This window comes from Mangrovibacterium lignilyticum (genome assembly GCF_010882175.1).
GTDB lineage: Bacteria > Bacteroidota > Bacteroidia > Bacteroidales > Prolixibacteraceae > Mangrovibacterium > Mangrovibacterium lignilyticum.
Genome location: NZ_WKLH01000002.1, coordinates 1,294,263 through 1,312,492 on the forward strand (window position 1 = coordinate 1,294,263; position 18,230 = coordinate 1,312,492).

An 18,230-nucleotide genomic window follows, 5' to 3' on the forward strand; every position below is an offset into this window, starting at 1 on the left:
AATGAAAATATCAAAAACAGATATTCAAATGCATAAACCGGGAAAGCCCGGTTTATGCAAATCCATTTTGCTAATCACATTTCTGGCCTTTTCATCTTTTTATTTTGTCGCCTGCGGTAGCGGAGACGATCCCATACACTGGGCACAAAAGGATGAGGCGGAACCGGATCCGGAACCTGTAGATACAACAACTACTCCTTCGGTGACTATCCTTGAAGAATCTGAGGTTCCCGATTTAGACAAATACTACAAACCGGCTGAATTCGCAAGTATGGACATGCTTCGCAGCGACAGCAAATGGTCATTTGTCCGCAGCAAGCAATCGGACCATTTTGTGGTATTTTGGGAAGAAGGTTTTGGTCTTGATCCTAATGCCGACACTATTCCTGCAACCATGAAAGTTGACATCGATGATCTCCTAGTAAAAGCGGAATCATTTTTCGATAAGAATATCAACACGCTTGGATTTGCTGAGTTGGGCGTGGGTAAATCAAATCTGGACACCTACAAAATGGAGATTTACCTGCTTTACCAATCAGAATGGCTAGCGGTCGGAAGTGGATACGATGATATGATCGGTGCTCTTTGGGTAAACCCCAGTACCTGTCAACCAGTAGGATCGACAATTGCACACGAAATTGGGCATAGCTTTCAATACCAGGTGTACGCTGACTTGATCGCTTACGGAGGTATTTCGAACGACTATACGCGTGGTTACCGCTATGGCTTTGGCGGTAATGGCGGAAACGCATTTTGGGAACAGTGTGCACAATGGCAGTCTTTTCAATCTTATCCCGTTGAAGCATTTGCGTCGTACAACTTTTCTGTTTACATGGAAAATTACCACCGAAGTGTTTTTCATGAATGGCAACGTTACGCCAGTTACTGGATGCACTATTACTGGGCTGATAAACACGGGATTGACGAGATTGGCAAACTGTGGCGCGAAGCTGAAAGCCCCGAGGATCCAATCGAAACCTATATGCGGTTAAACTCGCTGAGCATTGAAGAAATGAATGCTGAGCTATATGATGCTGCAGCACATTTTGTCACCTGGGATTTAGATGCCATTCGTGACAACGGAACAAATTACATCGGCAAGCACACCTACAAATTATTTCAACTTGAAGATGGTAGCTACCAGGTAGCCTACAGTCGCTGCCCGGGAACTTCCGGCTATAATGTTATTCCGCTGAACGTTCCTGAAGCGGGAACAGTGGTCACGACAACCTTTACAGGCCTGCTACCAGGTTCTGCTTTGGCTGCTAACGACCCGGGCGAATATTCAGAAAACGGAACAACCATGACCACCACAACCTACAACAACAGCTCGACTACGAGAGCAGGATGGCGTTACGGCTATGTTGCCTTGCTTGAAAGTGGGGAACGCATTTACGGCGAAATGAACAGTGCAACATCAACAGCTGCGGAGATCACGGTGCCTGAAGGTTGTGCAAAACTATGGTTTGTTGTTTTAGGAGCACCAAGTTCATACGAAAGCCACGCCTGGGATGAACTGGAAAGCAACGACGATCAGTGGCCTTACAAAGTAAAATTCAGCAACACCGACATACTGGGCAATGTGACTTTTGAGGGAAATGAAACTCCATCTGACGCAACCTTGACCTTCAATAAAACATTCGCCGTTAACGCTGATGCTTATACGGGCACGTCGGTAACTGTTGATGCAACAGAACTGGCCAATGCCTTTGTACTGCAAAGCTCAGAAATTTCAGAAAAAATGGGCAACGCAGTTACTTTCTATGGTGTTGAATCCGATGGAACACTAAACGCTACAACAACAGCAAACGGATACGGACATTGGTTCGATGCCGATGGCAATGTCTGTAGTTGGGGAGAAGAAGCCAAATTATTCTCTGAATATGATGCTTCAACTTTCACCTTTTCAATCGGTCAATATCCCGGACATTGTGTTTCCGGTGATCAATTTACGATTAAACAAGCATTGGTATATGAATACGAATCAGGCAAGTCCGTTCAGGTTACCTTCGTGTTCAATATCACTTTAGAATAACCAAATCGTCTCGATGATTTTAAATACTGACTTACGGGTAAAAACAATGTTTTTACCCGTAATATTTTTCATATCGACCCTGCTGTTCCCTGGCTGTTCCAACGATGAACCTGCCGAAGATTATAACGGAGAAGAAGTTGCCTCAGAGGCTATTTATCAAGTGGCCCAATTGAATATCTCAACTGAAAATGCCGTAGCGATAACTTCAAAGGATGATTACGTGAATTGCATCATATCCATCAATTCAGAAAATGAAGATTGGTCCTATTCAGGCACCGGTAGGGTTAGAGGTCGAGGCAACTCAACCTGGCTTTGGTATCCGAAAAAACCCTACCGGATAAAACTGGACGATAAAGCTGAGATTCTGGGACTGGCGGCAGACAAGGACTGGGTACTGTTGGCCGATTATCGGGACCCGACTCACCTAATGAACACTTTTGTTTTCACCGTTGGACAAGGGCTGGGACTTCCTTACACCAACCATTCGCGCTACGTTGAAGTAATATTGAACGAAGATTACGTTGGTCTGTATATGCTGACAGAGCAGGTCGAAGAGGGATCAAATCGTGTTGCAATTGATGAGGTTGAAGGACTATTGTTATCCCTCGATGCCGACGACGGACCGGAACTAGCACCCGAAGAAACCGATAATTTTTGGTCGTCGGTTTACCACATGCCGGTTCGTGTAAAAGTTCCGGACATAATAGACGAAAGCCATTTAGCCTCCATTCAAGCTGAATTTGCAAAATTAGAAGCTGCCATTAAAAGTGCTGACTACACAACGGTTGAGCAATTAATGGACATCTCGTCATTTATCAATTTCATGATCATTCAGGAACTGGTTTACAATGTTGAAGTGGCAGCTCCGCGTAGTATTAATCTGTATAGAGACAAAGGCGGAAAGTGGACGATGGGCCCACTTTGGGATTTCGATGCCGGATTCGATTTTGATTGGGCAACGATGTACACAGGCCATGACTACTTTTATAGCTACCGGGAACTGGTTTTGGGAACTAATCCGGTTAACCATACGGGAGGTTACATCGTTCCTGCCTTCTTCACGGACCTCTTCAAAAGTGAACGATTTGTTGATGAATACAAGGCAAATTGGCTCGTGGTGAAAGATCAAATTATGGCGGAATATTGGGAGACAACCCAAACTTTTGCGAATGGTTTTGCAGAGGCGATGGGCAGAGATGCCATTCGTTGGCCGATTGGCAAGAATAATGAGACTGAAACTCAGCGGATGCAACAATGGTTAACGAACCGGGTAAATTACCTGACGAATGTGATCGATAACTACCCTGCAGGAACGAAATAATCCGGGATTGTGATCAACTCCGTCCCTGTTGTACTGTTCGCAGAGAAGCGCAAAAAGCTATAAAAAACAAAAATGTTATTCGTTTTCAATTTTGATTAACAATTTTAGTTGACCAACCGACTTCTGACATTAAAACCGCTCATTTACAACTAATTTAATATTCGATCCGTTCAATCTAAATATTTGCCGTTCTAACAAATTTAGACATGTGGACATTTGTACTATTCTTTTGAACAAACAAAATAGCTGAAACAGTGATTTTATCGGTTCTTTATATTCAGATCGTTCAGACAGAAAATTAAAATAGAAATACAATAATGACTACTATGAAGAATTTTTTATCCCTTATCCTGGTTGTACTTTGTCTGTCTGCAAATGCACAAGACAAACAAACAGCAGGATATCCGATTTCGCCGGTACCATTCACGGCAGTAAAAGTCACTGATTCGTTTTGGGGGCAACGCCTGAAAGCAAGCCGCGAAACAACCATACCTCTCGCCTTTAGCAAATGCGAAGAAACCGGCCGATATGAGAATTTCGTCCATGCAGCCCACCCGAGTGATACGATTAAAGTCACCGGCTTTTCATTTGACGATACCGATGTATATAAAACCATTGAAGGAGCCAGTTACTCCATGCAAACTTACCCCGATCCAAAACTAGACAAATACATCGACAGCGTGTTGACGATTGTCGCCGCAGCGCAAGAACCTGATGGTTATCTCTACACTTCGCGTACGATGAATCCAGCTCACCCACACGAATGGGCCGGAGAACATCGCTGGGAAAAAGAAGAGGATCTCAGCCACGAACTTTACGACCTCGGTCATATGATTGAAGGAGCCATTGCGCACTACCAGGCAACCGGCAAAAGAAATTTCCTGGATATTTCGGAAAAATTTGCTGACTGCGCAGTCCGCGAAGTTGGTCCAAATCCGGGACAGGCAACTGTTGTTCCAGGCCACCAAATTGCTGAAATGGCAATGGCTAAATTGTACGTTTTAACAGGTAAAAAGGAATATCTCGATTTTGCCAAATACCTACTCGACGAGCGTGGTCATACCACTATCAAATCAGAATACAGCCAGTCGCATAGGCCGGTTTTGGAACAGGATGAAGCTGTTGGGCATGCTGTGCGCGCTGCTTACATGTACACCGGCATGGCTGACGTAGCCGCCCTTACCGGCGACACCGCATACATTCACGCCATCGATCGCATTTGGGACAACATCGTTGGCAAGAAACTATACATCACTGGTGGTATCGGAGCAACCGGACATGGTGAAGCGTTCGGAGAAAACTACGAACTACCCAATATGTCAGCTTATTGCGAGACCTGTGCTGCCATCGGGAATGTTTACATGAACTACCGTCTGTTTCTGCTTCATGGTGAATCCAAATACTTCGACGTTTTGGAGCGCACGCTGTACAACGGCCTGATCAGCGGCATCTCGCTCGACGGAGACGGGTTCTTCTACCCTAACCCGCTCGAATCAATCGGCCAGCACCAACGCCAGGCATGGTTTGGATGCGCCTGTTGCCCGTCAAATGTTTGTCGTTTCATTCCTTCATTGCCCGGATACATTTACGCGGTGCACGATAACGATTTATACGTGAACCTTTTCATGTCAAACACTTCTGAAATTGAGGTTGATAAGAAGCTGGTTAGTTTAACGCAATCAACCAAATACCCCTGGAACGGTGACATTGAATTGGAAGTGGCACCGAAGAAAAAACAAAATTTCAACCTAAAAATTCGTATTCCGGGTTGGGTTTTGGGTGAAGTTGTTCCAAGCGATTTATATGCATTCACCGATAAAAAGAAATTAAGCTATTCTGTAAAAGTGAACGACGAAACTGTTGAAAGCGAATTGAAAGATGGCTATTTCACCATCGGTCGAAGCTGGAAAAAGGGCGATAAAGTTTCTATTCACTTCGACATGGAACCACGCACTGTGAAAGCCCACCCGTTGGTTGAAGCTGACCAGGGAAAAATTTCTATTGAACGTGGACCAGTCGTTTATTGTGCCGAGTGGCCCGACAATGATTTCAGTGTGTTGAACGCCATCGTTCCTCAGAAACCGAAATTCAAGGTCGAAAGCAAACCGGACCTGCTTTACGGCTTAAATATGATCTCTACAGATGTCCAACTTTTGTCGTACAACGAAGCCGGTAAAATTGAAGTAAAGGATGCCGAACTGCATATGATTCCTTACTATGCCTGGGCTCACCGCGGCAGTGGCGAAATGGCCGTCTGGCTGGCTAACGAAATCAGCGCAAGCCGCCCGGTACAGCAACCAACCATTGCATCTGAGAGCAAAATTGACGCCTCCCATCTGGTGAAAGCGATCAGCTCCATCAACGACGGGTTGGTGCCGAAAGACGAAAACGACCGCACAGTACCATACTACCACTGGTGGCCGAAAGAAGGGACAACCGAATGGATTTCATACGAATTCGAAGAAGAAAAAACAGTTAGCAGCTCAACAGTTTACTGGTACGACGATGCGCCCTGGGGTGGATGTCGCATTCCTGAATGGTATAAAGTTTATTACAAGGATACAACAGGCGAATGGGTTGCAGTTGAGAATACTTCTGACTACATCGTAAAAAAAGGAATAGCCAACGAGCTTTCGTTTAAGCCTGTAAAAACCACAGCAATTAAGCTCGAAATAAAACTACCGGAAAAGTACGCTACCGGAATTTTTGAATGGTCGTTGGATTAAGTAGTAGAAGGATTAATAAAGATTGGAAGATTATGACACTTAAAAATATTAGCTATTTATTTTTTGCCGGGTTGCTGGCCTTCTCATGTGGCACAAAAAAAGCAGAAATTAATGAGCCGCTCACCCCGGTTCCATTTACAGCGGTGCACCTGACAGATGCTTTTTGGGCACCTAAAATTGAAACAAACAGGACGGTATCGATCCCTTCAGCATTTGGGAAATGTGAAGAAACAGGTCGGTTTGACAATTTCGCCTTAGCCGCTGGTTTAATTGAAGGCGAACACCAAGGAGATTTCCCTTTCGACGACACCGACGTCTACAAGGTATTGGAAGGTGCTTCTTACACGCTGGCTGCAGAATACGATCCGGAACTGGACAGTTTCCTCGACAGCGTAATCACGTTGATTGCTGCAGGACAAGAAGAAGATGGCTACCTAACGACTTGCGTTACCAATAAAGCAGAGCGTCTAAAAGGCTGGTGGGGAAATGGCCGTTGGGACCGTTTAAACAGTCACGAACTATACAACAGCGGTCATCTTTACGAGGCAGCAGTAGCCCATTACCAGGCAACAGGGAAACGCAGTTTACTCAATGTTGCCCTCAAAAATGCCGACTTAGTAAATGAGGTGTTCGGGCCGAACGAAGGACAAAAACATGTGCCTTCCGGTCACCCGATTATTGAAATGGCCTTGGTGAAACTGTACCGCGTAACCAACGATGAAAAATATCTGAAACTGGCGCGCTATTTCATCGATGAAACAGGGAAAGGGACCGACGGGCATAAGCTTAGTGAATATAGCCAGGACCACATGCCGATTGTCGACCAGGCTGAGGCTGTTGGCCACGCTGTTCGTTTAGGCTATTTGTACTCAGGCGTTACCGACGTTGCCTCGTTGCAACACGACCAAGCTTTGCAGGAAGCAACCAAACGTGTTTGGGAAAATGTGGTTTCAAAGAAACTCTACATTACAGGTGGAATCGGACAACTTGCACAAGGCGAAGGCTTTGGAGCAAACTATGACCAGCCCAATATGACAGCTTACTGTGAAACTTGTGCTGCCATCTCGAACGTGTACTGGAACTACCGTCTGTTTTTGAACGAACACGATGCCAAATATTACGACGTGCTGGAACGTTCTTTGTACAATGGCGTTATTTCAGGAGTGTCATTAAGTGGTAACAAATTTTTCTACGACAACCCCTTGGAATCTGCCCACAATCACGATCGGGCACCATGGTTTGGCTGCGCTTGCTGCCCGGGAAACATCACCCGGTTTATGGCATCGGTACCCGGTTACATTTACACCACCGATTCGCATTCGCTTTACGTAAACTTATTCGCTGAAGGCAATGCCAACGTTCCATTAGGAGCCGATACTGTTGCAATCAGCCAACAAACAAAATATCCGTGGGATGGCAAAGTTGAAGTTAAAATCAACAACGCTCCTTCCGGAAAATTCAAGCTAAAAATTCGCATTCCGGGATGGGCGCAAAACACGCCGGTACCATCCGACCTTTACCAATTTGCAACGACAAATAACGAAATTTTCACCCTAACAGTTAATGGTGAAGAAGAATCGGCCGATGTTGAAAAAGGTTACATCAGTCTCTCGAGAAGCTGGAAAGCCGGCGATGTCGTAACACTGGACTTCCCGATGCCTGTCCGAAAGGTACTGGCCAATGAAAACGTAAAGAACGATCAGGGCAAACTCGCCTACCAGCGCGGCCCTATTGTTTTCTGCTTTGAAGACAAAGACAATAACGACGGATTCATGTTTGACAATTTCGCCACTTCCGAAGAAAAAGTTGATGCCGAATTCGACGGCAACTTATTAGGTGGTGTTGTAAAATTGAAGCTAAACGGTAGCCAAGTCAGCATTGAGAACAATGAAAAAATGATTACACCAACGAGCCTGACAGCTATTCCGTACTACGCCTGGAACAACCGCGGAACATCGAACATGCTGGTTTGGTTACCCAACGAAGAAGCAACAACTGTTGTGAAACCGGAGCCCCTGCCATCTATCGAAGCTAAAGCTGTAGCTTCTACCGATTGGGCTCCGGGCTTAAACGATGGTTTCGACCCAAAAAGCTCAGACGATACGGATAAATCTTATTTCTACTGGTGGTTAAAAAAAGGATCTGAAGAATGGGTTGATTACGAATTTGAACAACCAACGATCGTGTCAAAGTCGCAAGTTTACTGGTTAAACATGGACCATTACGATGGAAACTACCGTGTTCCGGAAAACTGGACATTGCAATATAAGGACAGTAAAGGCAATTGGCATCCTGTTGAAACAAGTGATGAATACGGAGTCGCTTTAGACCAGTACAATACTATCAACTTTAAACCCGTAAAAACGAAAGCTATCCGTCTTCAGGCTCAGTTACAAAAAGACGAATCGGCAGGAATATTAGAGTGGAAAGTCAACTAGTACTGGCTATTTATGCAAGACAACAATTAAAATTGAAAATACAATGGAATTAAAAAGATTAACGCTACTGCTTATTGCCAGCTTTTGCCTGGTTCAATTTTCATCAGCAAAAGATAAAAAAGATGACTGTAGTTCTGAAACGGAATATATAATCACTGCTCCCCCTGCTTCACTAAATCTGGATTCTTTCTACAAAAAATATTCAGATGTCAATGGCATTGACATTATGAGCTCATGGCGTGTCCCCGACTCTGCCTTTGTTCAGGCATGTCGCATCATTGATTTCATGACCAAAGATTTGCCAAAAGAGGTGCTGAATCAGATGGTGAAAATGAATGCCCGTTTAGGAATCATGGCTCGTTACGAGGGCACAACAGATATTCCGGAGCATGCCGATCTGGCGAACGACACAACCCTGAATTGGGACTTACGCGCCCGCGGTCTGGGAGGAGATATGAATTTGCCGTTAACAACATGTGCGGAAGAAAACCTCCTGTGTTACCAAATCGACAAGTACCACGCTGAAGATATCACGATCCACGAGTTCTCCCATGCCATTCACCTGATCGGCATTGCGCCCCTGGATTCAACCTTCAACGATTTACTGCAAACAACACTTGACGCCGCCGTTGCTGCCGGCAAGTATGAAAAAACCTACGCGAAAACCGATATTTACGAGTATTGGGCGGAAGGCGTTCAAGACTGGTTTAATGTAAACGCTGAAGTTCTAACCCCCGATGGGAAACATAACTGGGTTAATACGCGCGAAGATCTGAAAAAGTACGATCCTGCCTTATATGAAATTATCAGTAAGTATTTTTCAGCGTTTGAAACAAGCCCTTCGTGCCACAGTGCAGGAAACTTGTACACCGAATAAAGCAACACGTTACATATGAAAATAAAACTCCTCATTCATAGTCTGACAGCACTAACAATCGCTTGTTCGATGAGTCGTTGCCAACCGAAAAACGACCCTCATATTCGTGCAAACGGGCGTGAGGTTGTCGAATTCAAGGTGCTGACCTTCCCTCTGGAGGATGTAAAATTGCTTGATGGCCCTTTTAAGAAGGCGACTGAACTCAATGTTGAATCACTGCTGAACTACGAGCCGGATTGCTTGCTGGCAAAATTCCGCACCGAAGCCGGCTTGGAGCCCAAAGCAGAGCATTACCACGGCTGGGAAGACAATACCATTGCTGGGCACAGCCTGGGGCACTACCTGTCAGCCATCTGCATGATGTACAAAACCACCGGTGATGAACAGTTTTTAAAACGGGTAAAATACATCGTTGATGAGTTGGAAGAATGTCAAAAAGCTGATGGCGACGGATACATCGGTGCTTTCCCTGATGGGAAACGCATTCTGGAAGAAGAAGTCGCCAAGGGTGACATTCGTTCTCAAGGCTTCGATCTGAATGGTATTTGGGTGCCTTTTTATACCCAGCACAAAGTCATGATGGGTTTGATGGATGCCTACAAGCTCTGTGGCATTCAAAAGGCGTTGACGATCGAAATGCAGTTTGCCGATTGGCTGGACACCGTTGTTAGAGATCTGAATGATGATCAAATTCAGGAAATGCTGAACTGCGAACATGGCGGCATTAATGAGGCTTTAGCTGAATTGTTCGAAGCGACAGGCAAAGCCAAATATATGGGAATGACAAATTCATTCTATCACAAAGTTATTTTGGATTCGCTCGCACACGAAAAGGATATTCTTCCAGGGAAACATGCAAACACTCAGATTCCAAAGCTGGTTGGTCTGGCCCGGATTTATGAGTTAACCGGCAATGAAGACGACAGAACAGCTGCCGAATTCTTTTGGGATCGTGTGGTACGCCACCATTCTTACGTAACCGGCGGACACTGCGATCATGAATATTTTGGCCCACCCGATACGCTTCGTAACCGGTTGAGCGACGGCACGACCGAAACCTGCAACGTGTATAACATGCTGAAGCTTTCGAATCACCTCTTTGAATGGGACGCCAATCCCGAAGTTGCTGACTTTTACGAACGTGCTTTGTTCAATCACATTTTGTCGTCTCAAAATCCGCACGACGGTCGCGTGATTTACAACCTGTCGCTCGAAATGGGTGGCCACAAAGTATACCAGGATCCGCTGTGGTTCACCTGTTGTGTAGGAACCGGCATGGAAAACCACTCAAAATACGGACGGAATATTTATTACCACAACAACGAAGAATTATACGTCAGTCAGTTTATCGCTTCTGAGTTGACTTGGCAGAACAAAGGATTAAGGCTTACACAAGAGACCGGATATCCGGACGAACAGGCTACGAAACTAATCGTCAATACTGACAAACCGCTTGAGCTAACTTTGCAATTGCGCTATCCCTATTGGGCAAACCAAGGTTTCGAAATCAGTGTAAACGGAGAAAAGCAAAACATCGAAACTGAACCCGGGAGTTTTGTGGCTTTAAAACGCAAATGGCAGGACGGTGATATTGTCGAAATGAAGATGCCATTCAGCCTGCGTTTGGAAAGTATGCCCGACGATTCGAGCCGGGCAGCTGTGATGTACGGCCCGTTGGTATTGGCCGGCGATTTGGGCCCTGAGAATGATCCTAAAGCAGGCGAACTGATGTATGTTCCAGTATTGATGGCCGAGTCCCGGAATCCGGCCGATTGGATGGAAGCCGTGCCGGGAGAACCCAATACGTTTAAAACAAAGAATATTGGCCGTCCGCGCGACGTTGTTTTCAAGCCCTTTTATGAAACACATGAAAGACGTTACTCGGTCTATTTCGATTTTTTCAACGAACAGAATTGGAATGAAAAGCAGGCTGAATACCGGGCGAAACAAGAGCAGCAAAAGAAAATTGAACGCATGACGATTGACTATTTTCAGATGGGAGAAATGCAACCGGAACGCGACCATAACTTCGCAGCTGAAAACGCGTTCAACGACCAGTTCAAACAAAAACGTTACCGACAAGCCGACCGAGGCGGATGGTTCTCATTCGATATGGGCGTGTATTCGGGACAACCAATGGCCTTGGCGTTTGAATACTGGGGAGGTTTCCCCGGATCATTAACATTCGATATTTTGGTTGAAGGAACCAAGATTGCGACAGAAAACCTGTCGAATGCCAAACCGGGTGAGTTCTTCTACAAAATTTACGAACTTCCGGACAGTCTGACTGTCAACGGAGGAAAAATAAAGGTGAAATTGGCTCCTCACAAAGGTCATCGCGCCGGACCGGTTTTTAGCGTGCGAACAATGAAAAGATAAGTCAATCTATATCCCAAATTCGAAATTCCTGAAGTTCAAACTTGGGAATTAATCAAGAAAATTAAAGTCAAAGATTCCTATCTTTGACTTTAATCTTTTTAGCGGTTCATTTGTGAAGCCAATCACTACTCTCGTAATTCATACCAAATTCAAACAACATGGATTCAAAAATTCACCCCGTAAACGTCTTTAAATTTTGCCCTTGTTGCGGCTCTTCAAATTATATCACTTCAGGTCCCCGCTCCAAACATTGTGAGGACTGCTCATTCGATTATTTTTTCAACGCTTCGGCAGCTGCCAGCGCACTTATTTTTGACGAAAAAGGGCGTCTGATGTTAACCCGCAGGGCAATTAATCCACACAAGGGAAAGCTGGACTTGCCGGGAGGCTTTGTCGAACATGACGAGACAGCTGAACAGGCGATTATTCGTGAGCTAAATGAAGAATTGGGAGCAGAAGTGGAGGAAATGAGTTTCTTCGGAACATTTCCCAATCAGTATGAATTTTCGGGTATGATTGTTTTTACACTCGATTCAACTTTTATCATCAAACTCAAATCCTTGGAAAATCTGAAGCCTCAGGATGATATCACTGCTGTCGAGTATCATCACCTCCACGATATCGATCTGGATGAACTGCCTTTTTTGTCCATGCGCAACACGATTGAACAATTACAGAAAACCAGAAAATAGTCTTAATTAAGATGGAAAACAGTATCAAAGAACGCCTTGCAAGTTTAAGGCTCGAAATGAAAAAATTAGGTTTGGACGCCTGGTATTTGTCAGGAACAGATCCACACCTGAGTGAATATCTGCCTGATTATTGGAAAATCAGAACATTTATTAGCGGATTTAACGGATCCTTCGGATTCCTCGTGGTTACGTTAAACGATGCGGCCTTATGGACTGACTCAAGGTATTTCCTGCAAGCGGCAGAACAGTTGAAAGATACCGGTATCCAATTGATGAAACTTCGGATGGAGGGAACTCCAACTCCGGCTAAATGGTTGGGCCAAGTTTTAAAGGAAGATGGTGTTGTTGGAACGGATGCAGCTTGTATGTCAACAGCGTCGTACAAAAGTATGCGCACCGGTTTGGCTGCTGAAAGTTTACAATTGAAAGATTGTGGCGACCTGATGGAAACAGTCTGGATTAACCGACCAATCCTTCCTCCCGACCCGATCTTTGAACACGATGTAAAATATGCCGGACAATCTCGATTGGAGAAGATCGCTGTTATCAGAAAAGAGCTCAAAGCATCGAAAGCACAAGCAATTCTGCTTACGGCATTGGATGATATTGCCTGGACTTTCAATCTGCGTGGCACCGATATTACTTACAACCCGGTTTTCGTTTCGTTTGCGTTAATTACTGAAAATGATATTCAACTTTACCTGAATTTGGACAAAGTTTCGGCCGACCTACAAAAGAAATTAGGCGAAGAAGGAATTCTACTAAAAGAATACGCAGAAGTTTACACTGACCTGATAACGATCGCCGGAAAAATACTCGTCGATCCGGATCGAACAAACCAAGCACTGGTTGAAGCAATTTCGCCCGAAGCTGGCATTCAGTTCCAACTCTCAACAGCGGCTATTTTAAAGGCGATAAAATCGGAACATGAGTTGAAAATGTTTGAAATAGCCATGCAAAAAGACGGAGTTGCGATGGTGAAATTCCTCTACTGGCTCAACAGTACGGTTGGTAAGAAAGCCTTTAACGAATACGATGTTTTACTCAAGTTGGAAGAATTCCGCTCACAGCAAGAAGGATTCAAGGGAAGCAGCTTCTATGCTATTGTTGGTTACAATGAAAATGGTGCAGTTGTACACCGATCGGTTACTCCCGAGACTGCTGCATCGATTGAAGCTAACGGAATTCTGTTGTTCGACTCAGGTGGTCAATATTTGGAAGGCTCAACCGACATTACCCGCACTGTTAGTTTGAGCGAGCCAAACGAATTGGCGAAGGAAGACTATACGCTGGCACTAAAAGGAACAATTGGCTTGGCTGAACTGAAATTTCCGGCGAACACGGCCGGATGCAACCTCGATTTAGCTGCACGACATGCGCTTTGGCAAACCGGCAGAAACTACGGACATGGCACAGGGCATGGCATTGGATTTTTCCTGAATGTTCATGAAGGACCGATGAGTATTCGCCAGGAATACAACGATCGGGTTATTGAGCCGGGCATGGTTCTTTCTGACGAACCTGCTTTTTACCGGGAAGGTTTATACGGAATTCGAATCGAGAATGTAATTGCCTGTAAAGATTGGAAAACCAACGAATACGGCCGCTTTCTGAAGTTTGACACGTTAACACTTTGTCCGATTGACACCCGGTTAATCGAGAAGAAACTGTTGACCGAGGCTGAAGTAAACTGGCTAAACAGCTATCACGAACGTTGCAACCTGGAACTTTCGCCTTCGTTGAACGAAGAAGAAAAAAACTTCCTAAAAGAAATTACACAAGCAATTTAAACATAAAAAAAACGCCGGCTAAGAGACCGGCGTTTTTCATATATCTTTCAAAATATCTTATTCGTTCATCGAAATCAGGAATTCTTCAATCGATCCTGCTCTCATAATCCGGGTTTTAATGAACTCCATTGCTTCCAACGAATTCATATCAGCCAGATAATTACGTAAAATCCAGATCTTATCCATAATTGGTTTCGGCATCAACATATCTTCACGACGCGTGCTTGACGAAACAATATCCACAGCAGGGAACATACGTTTGTTCGACAATTTACGATCCAACTGCAATTCCATGTTACCGGTACCTTTGAATTCTTCGAAGATCACATCGTCCATTTTAGAGCCAGTCTCAGTCAACGCAGTTGCCAGGATTGTTAATGAGCCACCTTCTTCAATATTCCGGGCAGCACCAAAGAAACGTTTAGGTTTGTGCAATGCATTGGCATCAACCCCACCCGACAATACTTTACCTGAAGCTGGTGCAACGGTGTTGTAAGCACGGGCCAAACGAGTAATAGAGTCCAGCAGAATAACGACGTCGTGACCACACTCGGTCAAACGTTTTGCCTTTTCCAGCACCATTCCTGCAACACGTACGTGGCGGTCAGCCGGCTCGTCGAAAGTTGACGAAATAACCTCAGCATTCACGCTTCTAGCCATATCTGTCACCTCTTCCGGACGTTCATCAATCAGCAAAACAATCATATATACTTCTGGGTGGTTTGCCGCAATTGCATTGGCAATCTCCTTCAGCAACATGGTCTTACCTGTTTTAGGCTGTGCTACGATCAATCCACGCTGTCCTTTTCCGATTGGCGCAAACAAATCAACAACGCGTGTCGAAAGGTTATCGTGACCATTACCGGTCAAATTGAATTTTTCAGTCGGGAAAAGTGGAGTCAAGTGATCAAATGGTACACGATCGCGGATATAATCCGGTGTACGACCATTGATTGACAGCACTTTGATCAGAGGGAAATACTTTTCGCCTTCTTTCGGAGGACGAATGGTTCCTTCCACAGTATCACCTGTTTTCAGTCCAAACAATTTAATCTGAGACTGTGAAACATAAATATCATCAGGTGAGTTTAAATAATTATAATCACTTGAACGCAAAAAGCCATAACCATCAGGCATTATTTCCAATACACCTGCATTGGTAATAATACCTTCAAACTCGTAAGGTTTTTCGCCTCCGCCTTGTCTTTTGGGACCTTGCTGGTTATCCCACTTTTGCACGGGTTTATTTTTGGGGCGCTGATCTTTGTAATCTTTTTGCTGATCACGTGTAAATTCTTTCTTCGGCTCTTGTGGAGCTGCTTGCGTCGCGGGAGCATCTTTTTCCTTTGGTTTATCTTGCTCCGAGCGGTCTTCCACCTTGATCACTCTTGGTGATCTTTGTTCTTGAACAGGTACATCCTCTTTTTTATCCTCAGACCGAACCTCATCAACTTCAGGCTCTTTCAGCTTTTGTTTCTTCGCAAAATCGAAAGCTGAAGCGGCTTTAATTACCACCGCAGTACGACGACGTTTTTTAGGTTGTTCTTCCTTGGAATCCTGGTTTTTATCAGCTACAGGTTTACTTTCCTCATTTTTGTTTTCCTGTTTAACATTCTTTGCCGGAGTGGCTTTTATTCTGGGGCTATTATCCTTGGAGGTTTCGGATTTCTTTTCAGAGGCAAGAATAGCCTGGGTATCAAGTATTTTATAAATCAAATCCTGTTTCTTATAGGATTCTACTTTTTTGATTTTAAGCTCTTTTGCTATTTCCCGCAAGTCAGGAAGTAACTTTCTGCTTAATTCAATAATATCGTACATATTTTGAAAATTAATTTACAACCCAAAAGTTATCTGGAGAAGTATGTGATGATAAAAGGATTAAGAATTTGGATTTAATAGATTCTCGCGAATTATTCTGCAATTATAACCAATAACTAAATAAAACCAAAAAAAAAACAGTTTTTTTAATCATCGTCACAGCTCACATTCGGTGCACTTTACACAAATCCAAACAAACCTTTAAAATAAATGTTCGTTCATGAGGCGAAACAGCCAGTTCACCACTCAAAACCACTCTTTCGTAAAAATCACGATTAGTTTTTCTTAAATCACCCCTTTAATGATTAATTTCGACCAATAAACAATAACCAATTATATTGGTTTAAGTATATGACCAAACTCTAAAGTACTAACATAACTCGGTAACCACATGAGGCAGCTAAAGATAACCAAGCAAGTTACAAATAGGGAAACTTTATCTCTTGATAAGTACCTTCATGAGATCGGCAAAGTAGAGCTATTGAGTGCTGATAAAGAAGTGGAGTTAGCCAAACGAATTAGAAAAGGCGACCGCCAAGCGTTGGAAGAGTTAATTAAAGCTAACCTGCGTTTTGTCGTTTCCGTCTCCAAGCAATACCAAAACCAAGGCTTAAGCCTACCCGACCTGATTAATGAAGGTAATTTGGGCTTAATTAAAGCCGCTCAACGTTTTGATGAGACCCGTGGATTTAAGTTCATTTCATATGCCGTTTGGTGGATTCGTCAGTCGATTCTGCAAGCCCTTGCTGAACAAGCACGAATTGTTCGTCTCCCATTAAATAAGATCGGATCAATTAACAAAATTAATCGTACGTTTTCGAAACTGGAACAAGAGTTCCAGCGCGAGCCAACCCCTGAAGAAGTCGCTACCATTTTGGAAACATCATCCGATATGGTTGAAGAAGCAATCAAGGTTTCAAACCATCATGTATCGATGGATGCTCCGCTTCGGGATGAAGACGACAACAGCCTGTACGATGTAATGCTGAATGACGAATCGCCCAGCCCCGACAGTGGCTTAATCACAAATTCACTTCGCAAAGAAATTGAACGGACCCTTTCAACTTTGGGAGAACGTGAATCTGAAATCCTGAAACACTATTTTGGGTTGAATGGCTATCGTCAACATACCCTGGAAGAGATCGGCGATGTCTTTAACTTAACCCGCGAACGTGTGCGTCAGATAAAAGAGAAATCAATAAAGAAACTGAAAAATAACTATCGAAACCGACTGCTGAAAGCATACCTCGGACAATAATCCTTTTTTTTCAGTTAACTTATTTTCCTAAATGATCTAAAAACTTACTTTTGGGTCAAATTCATGTTTATGTCGAAAAGATTAGTTGCTCCCTCGATCCTATCAGCCGATTTCAACCGGTTGGGCCAGGATATTGAAATGATCAATAACAGTGAAGCTGATTACATTCACTGTGATGTGATGGATGGTGTATTTGTCCCGAATATTTCGTTTGGAATACCGATTATTCAGCATGTCTATAAAATTGCCAGCAAACCGCTTGACGTTCACCTCATGATCGTCAATCCGGATCAATATGTTGAAACCTTCAAAGAAGCGGGAGCCTCAATCTTAACAGTACATTACGAAGCTTGCACACACCTTCATCGCACAATCAGTAAGATTAAAAGCACCGGAATGAAAGCAAGTGTATGCCTAAATCCACATACGCCTGTTCATTCGTTGGAGGACATTATCGGCGATTTAGATATGGTATTGCTGATGTCGGTGAATCCCGGCTTTGGTGGGCAAAAATTTATTGAGAATACCTACGACAAAGTTCGCAAAGTGCGCCAATTGATTGATGCGAAAAACCCTCAATGCCTGATTGAAATTGATGGCGGTGTAAATTACGACACCGGTAAAAAGTTGATCGAAGCAGGAGCTGATGTACTGGTTGCAGGAAGTTTTGTTTTCGGATCAAGCTCCCCAACAGAAACAATTAGTAAGTTGAAATTAGTGTAGCGGTACACATTGATTTTTGCCGACTGTATCGCAATTCTTAGCCGCCAACAATTCCCGTGCGCTGCATTCGGTTGTACATCCGCTACATTTTCCGCCAGTCTGCGATTTTTTCGATTGTGAAGTTATTCGCTCAATAACTTTAAAAAAGCGGAATCCGCTAGCACCAGCGGCTA

At 44.0% G+C, this 18,230-nt stretch carries 11 protein-coding genes; 10 read left to right on the plus strand and 1 reads right to left on the minus strand.

Going from position 1 to position 18,230, the window contains the following annotated elements:
* The first annotated feature begins 1 nt into the window (after window position 1).
* The 8 genes from GJV22_RS12280 (at window position 2) to GJV22_RS12315 (ending at window position 14,258) form a co-directional block, all read left to right on the plus strand.
* Window positions 2–2,035 carry a DUF4859 domain-containing protein gene (locus tag GJV22_RS12280; protein ID WP_163713701.1) on the plus strand — a complete coding sequence of 678 codons (2,034 nt, stop codon included), beginning with the start codon at window positions 2–4 and terminating at the stop codon, window positions 2,033–2,035.
* Window positions 2,036–2,048: 13 nt separating this feature from the next.
* The gene (locus tag GJV22_RS12285; RefSeq protein ID WP_163713704.1) at window positions 2,049–3,356 is read left to right on the plus strand and encodes a CotH kinase family protein; all 1,308 of its coding nucleotides are present in this window, start codon (window positions 2,049–2,051) and stop codon (window positions 3,354–3,356) included.
* Window positions 3,357–3,682: 326 nt separating this feature from the next.
* Window positions 3,683–6,082: a glycoside hydrolase family 127 protein gene (locus tag GJV22_RS12290; protein ID WP_163713708.1), complete on the plus strand. Its 2,400-nt coding sequence runs from the start codon at window positions 3,683–3,685 to the stop codon at window positions 6,080–6,082.
* A 32-nt stretch (window positions 6,083–6,114) separates the two neighbouring features.
* Window positions 6,115–8,520 carry a glycoside hydrolase family 127 protein gene (locus tag GJV22_RS12295; protein WP_163713711.1) on the plus strand — a complete coding sequence of 802 codons (2,406 nt, stop codon included), beginning with the start codon at window positions 6,115–6,117 and terminating at the stop codon, window positions 8,518–8,520.
* Window positions 8,521–8,563: 43 nt separating this feature from the next.
* Complete coding sequence (locus tag GJV22_RS12300; RefSeq protein WP_205461853.1) at window positions 8,564–9,397, plus strand: hypothetical protein; 834 nt, start codon at window positions 8,564–8,566, stop codon at window positions 9,395–9,397.
* Between the two features lie 15 nt (window positions 9,398–9,412).
* Window positions 9,413–11,776, plus strand: a complete 2,364-nt coding sequence (locus GJV22_RS12305; RefSeq protein WP_163713714.1) for a glycoside hydrolase family 127 protein — start codon at window positions 9,413–9,415, stop codon at window positions 11,774–11,776.
* Window positions 11,777–11,934: 158 nt separating this feature from the next.
* A complete protein-coding gene (locus tag GJV22_RS12310; RefSeq protein ID WP_163713717.1) occupies window positions 11,935–12,468 on the plus strand; it encodes an NUDIX hydrolase in 534 nt (177 codons plus the stop codon).
* 11 nt (window positions 12,469–12,479) lie between these two features.
* Window positions 12,480–14,258: an aminopeptidase P family protein gene (locus tag GJV22_RS12315; RefSeq protein ID WP_163713719.1), complete on the plus strand. Its 1,779-nt coding sequence runs from the start codon at window positions 12,480–12,482 to the stop codon at window positions 14,256–14,258.
* Window positions 14,259–14,315: 57 nt separating this feature from the next.
* Here the strand turns inward: GJV22_RS12315 and rho are convergent, their stop codons facing one another.
* Window positions 14,316–16,076 (minus strand): transcription termination factor Rho, encoded by a 1,761-nt coding sequence (gene rho / locus GJV22_RS12320; RefSeq protein ID WP_163713722.1) that lies wholly within the window; start codon window positions 16,074–16,076, stop codon window positions 14,316–14,318.
* Window positions 16,077–16,467: 391 nt separating this feature from the next.
* On the opposite strand from rho, the gene GJV22_RS12325 reads away from it, so the two are divergent.
* Entirely contained in the window at window positions 16,468–17,334 is an 867-nt protein-coding gene (locus GJV22_RS12325) for a sigma-70 family RNA polymerase sigma factor (protein WP_163713725.1), read from the plus strand.
* A 69-nt stretch (window positions 17,335–17,403) separates the two neighbouring features.
* Window positions 17,404–18,057 (plus strand): ribulose-phosphate 3-epimerase, encoded by a 654-nt coding sequence (gene rpe, locus GJV22_RS12330; RefSeq protein ID WP_163713728.1) that lies wholly within the window; start codon window positions 17,404–17,406, stop codon window positions 18,055–18,057.
* Window positions 18,058–18,230 lie beyond the last annotated feature (173 nt).

Coding starts and splice junctions, on each gene's coding strand:
- GJV22_RS12280 (WP_163713701.1), top strand. CDS start 2: ATGAAAATATCAAAAACAGATATTCAAATGCATAAACCGGGAAAGCCC.
- GJV22_RS12285 (WP_163713704.1), top strand. CDS start 2,049: ATGATTTTAAATACTGACTTACGGGTAAAAACAATGTTTTTACCCGTA.
- GJV22_RS12290 (WP_163713708.1), top strand. CDS start 3,683: ATGAAGAATTTTTTATCCCTTATCCTGGTTGTACTTTGTCTGTCTGCA.
- GJV22_RS12295 (WP_163713711.1), top strand. CDS start 6,115: ATGACACTTAAAAATATTAGCTATTTATTTTTTGCCGGGTTGCTGGCC.
- GJV22_RS12300 (WP_205461853.1), top strand. CDS start 8,564: ATGGAATTAAAAAGATTAACGCTACTGCTTATTGCCAGCTTTTGCCTG.
- GJV22_RS12305 (WP_163713714.1), top strand. CDS start 9,413: ATGAAAATAAAACTCCTCATTCATAGTCTGACAGCACTAACAATCGCT.
- GJV22_RS12310 (WP_163713717.1), top strand. CDS start 11,935: ATGGATTCAAAAATTCACCCCGTAAACGTCTTTAAATTTTGCCCTTGT.
- GJV22_RS12315 (WP_163713719.1), top strand. CDS start 12,480: ATGGAAAACAGTATCAAAGAACGCCTTGCAAGTTTAAGGCTCGAAATG.
- rho (WP_163713722.1), bottom strand. CDS start 16,076: ATGTACGATATTATTGAATTAAGCAGAAAGTTACTTCCTGACTTGCGG.
- GJV22_RS12325 (WP_163713725.1), top strand. CDS start 16,468: ATGAGGCAGCTAAAGATAACCAAGCAAGTTACAAATAGGGAAACTTTA.
- rpe (WP_163713728.1), top strand. CDS start 17,404: ATGTCGAAAAGATTAGTTGCTCCCTCGATCCTATCAGCCGATTTCAAC.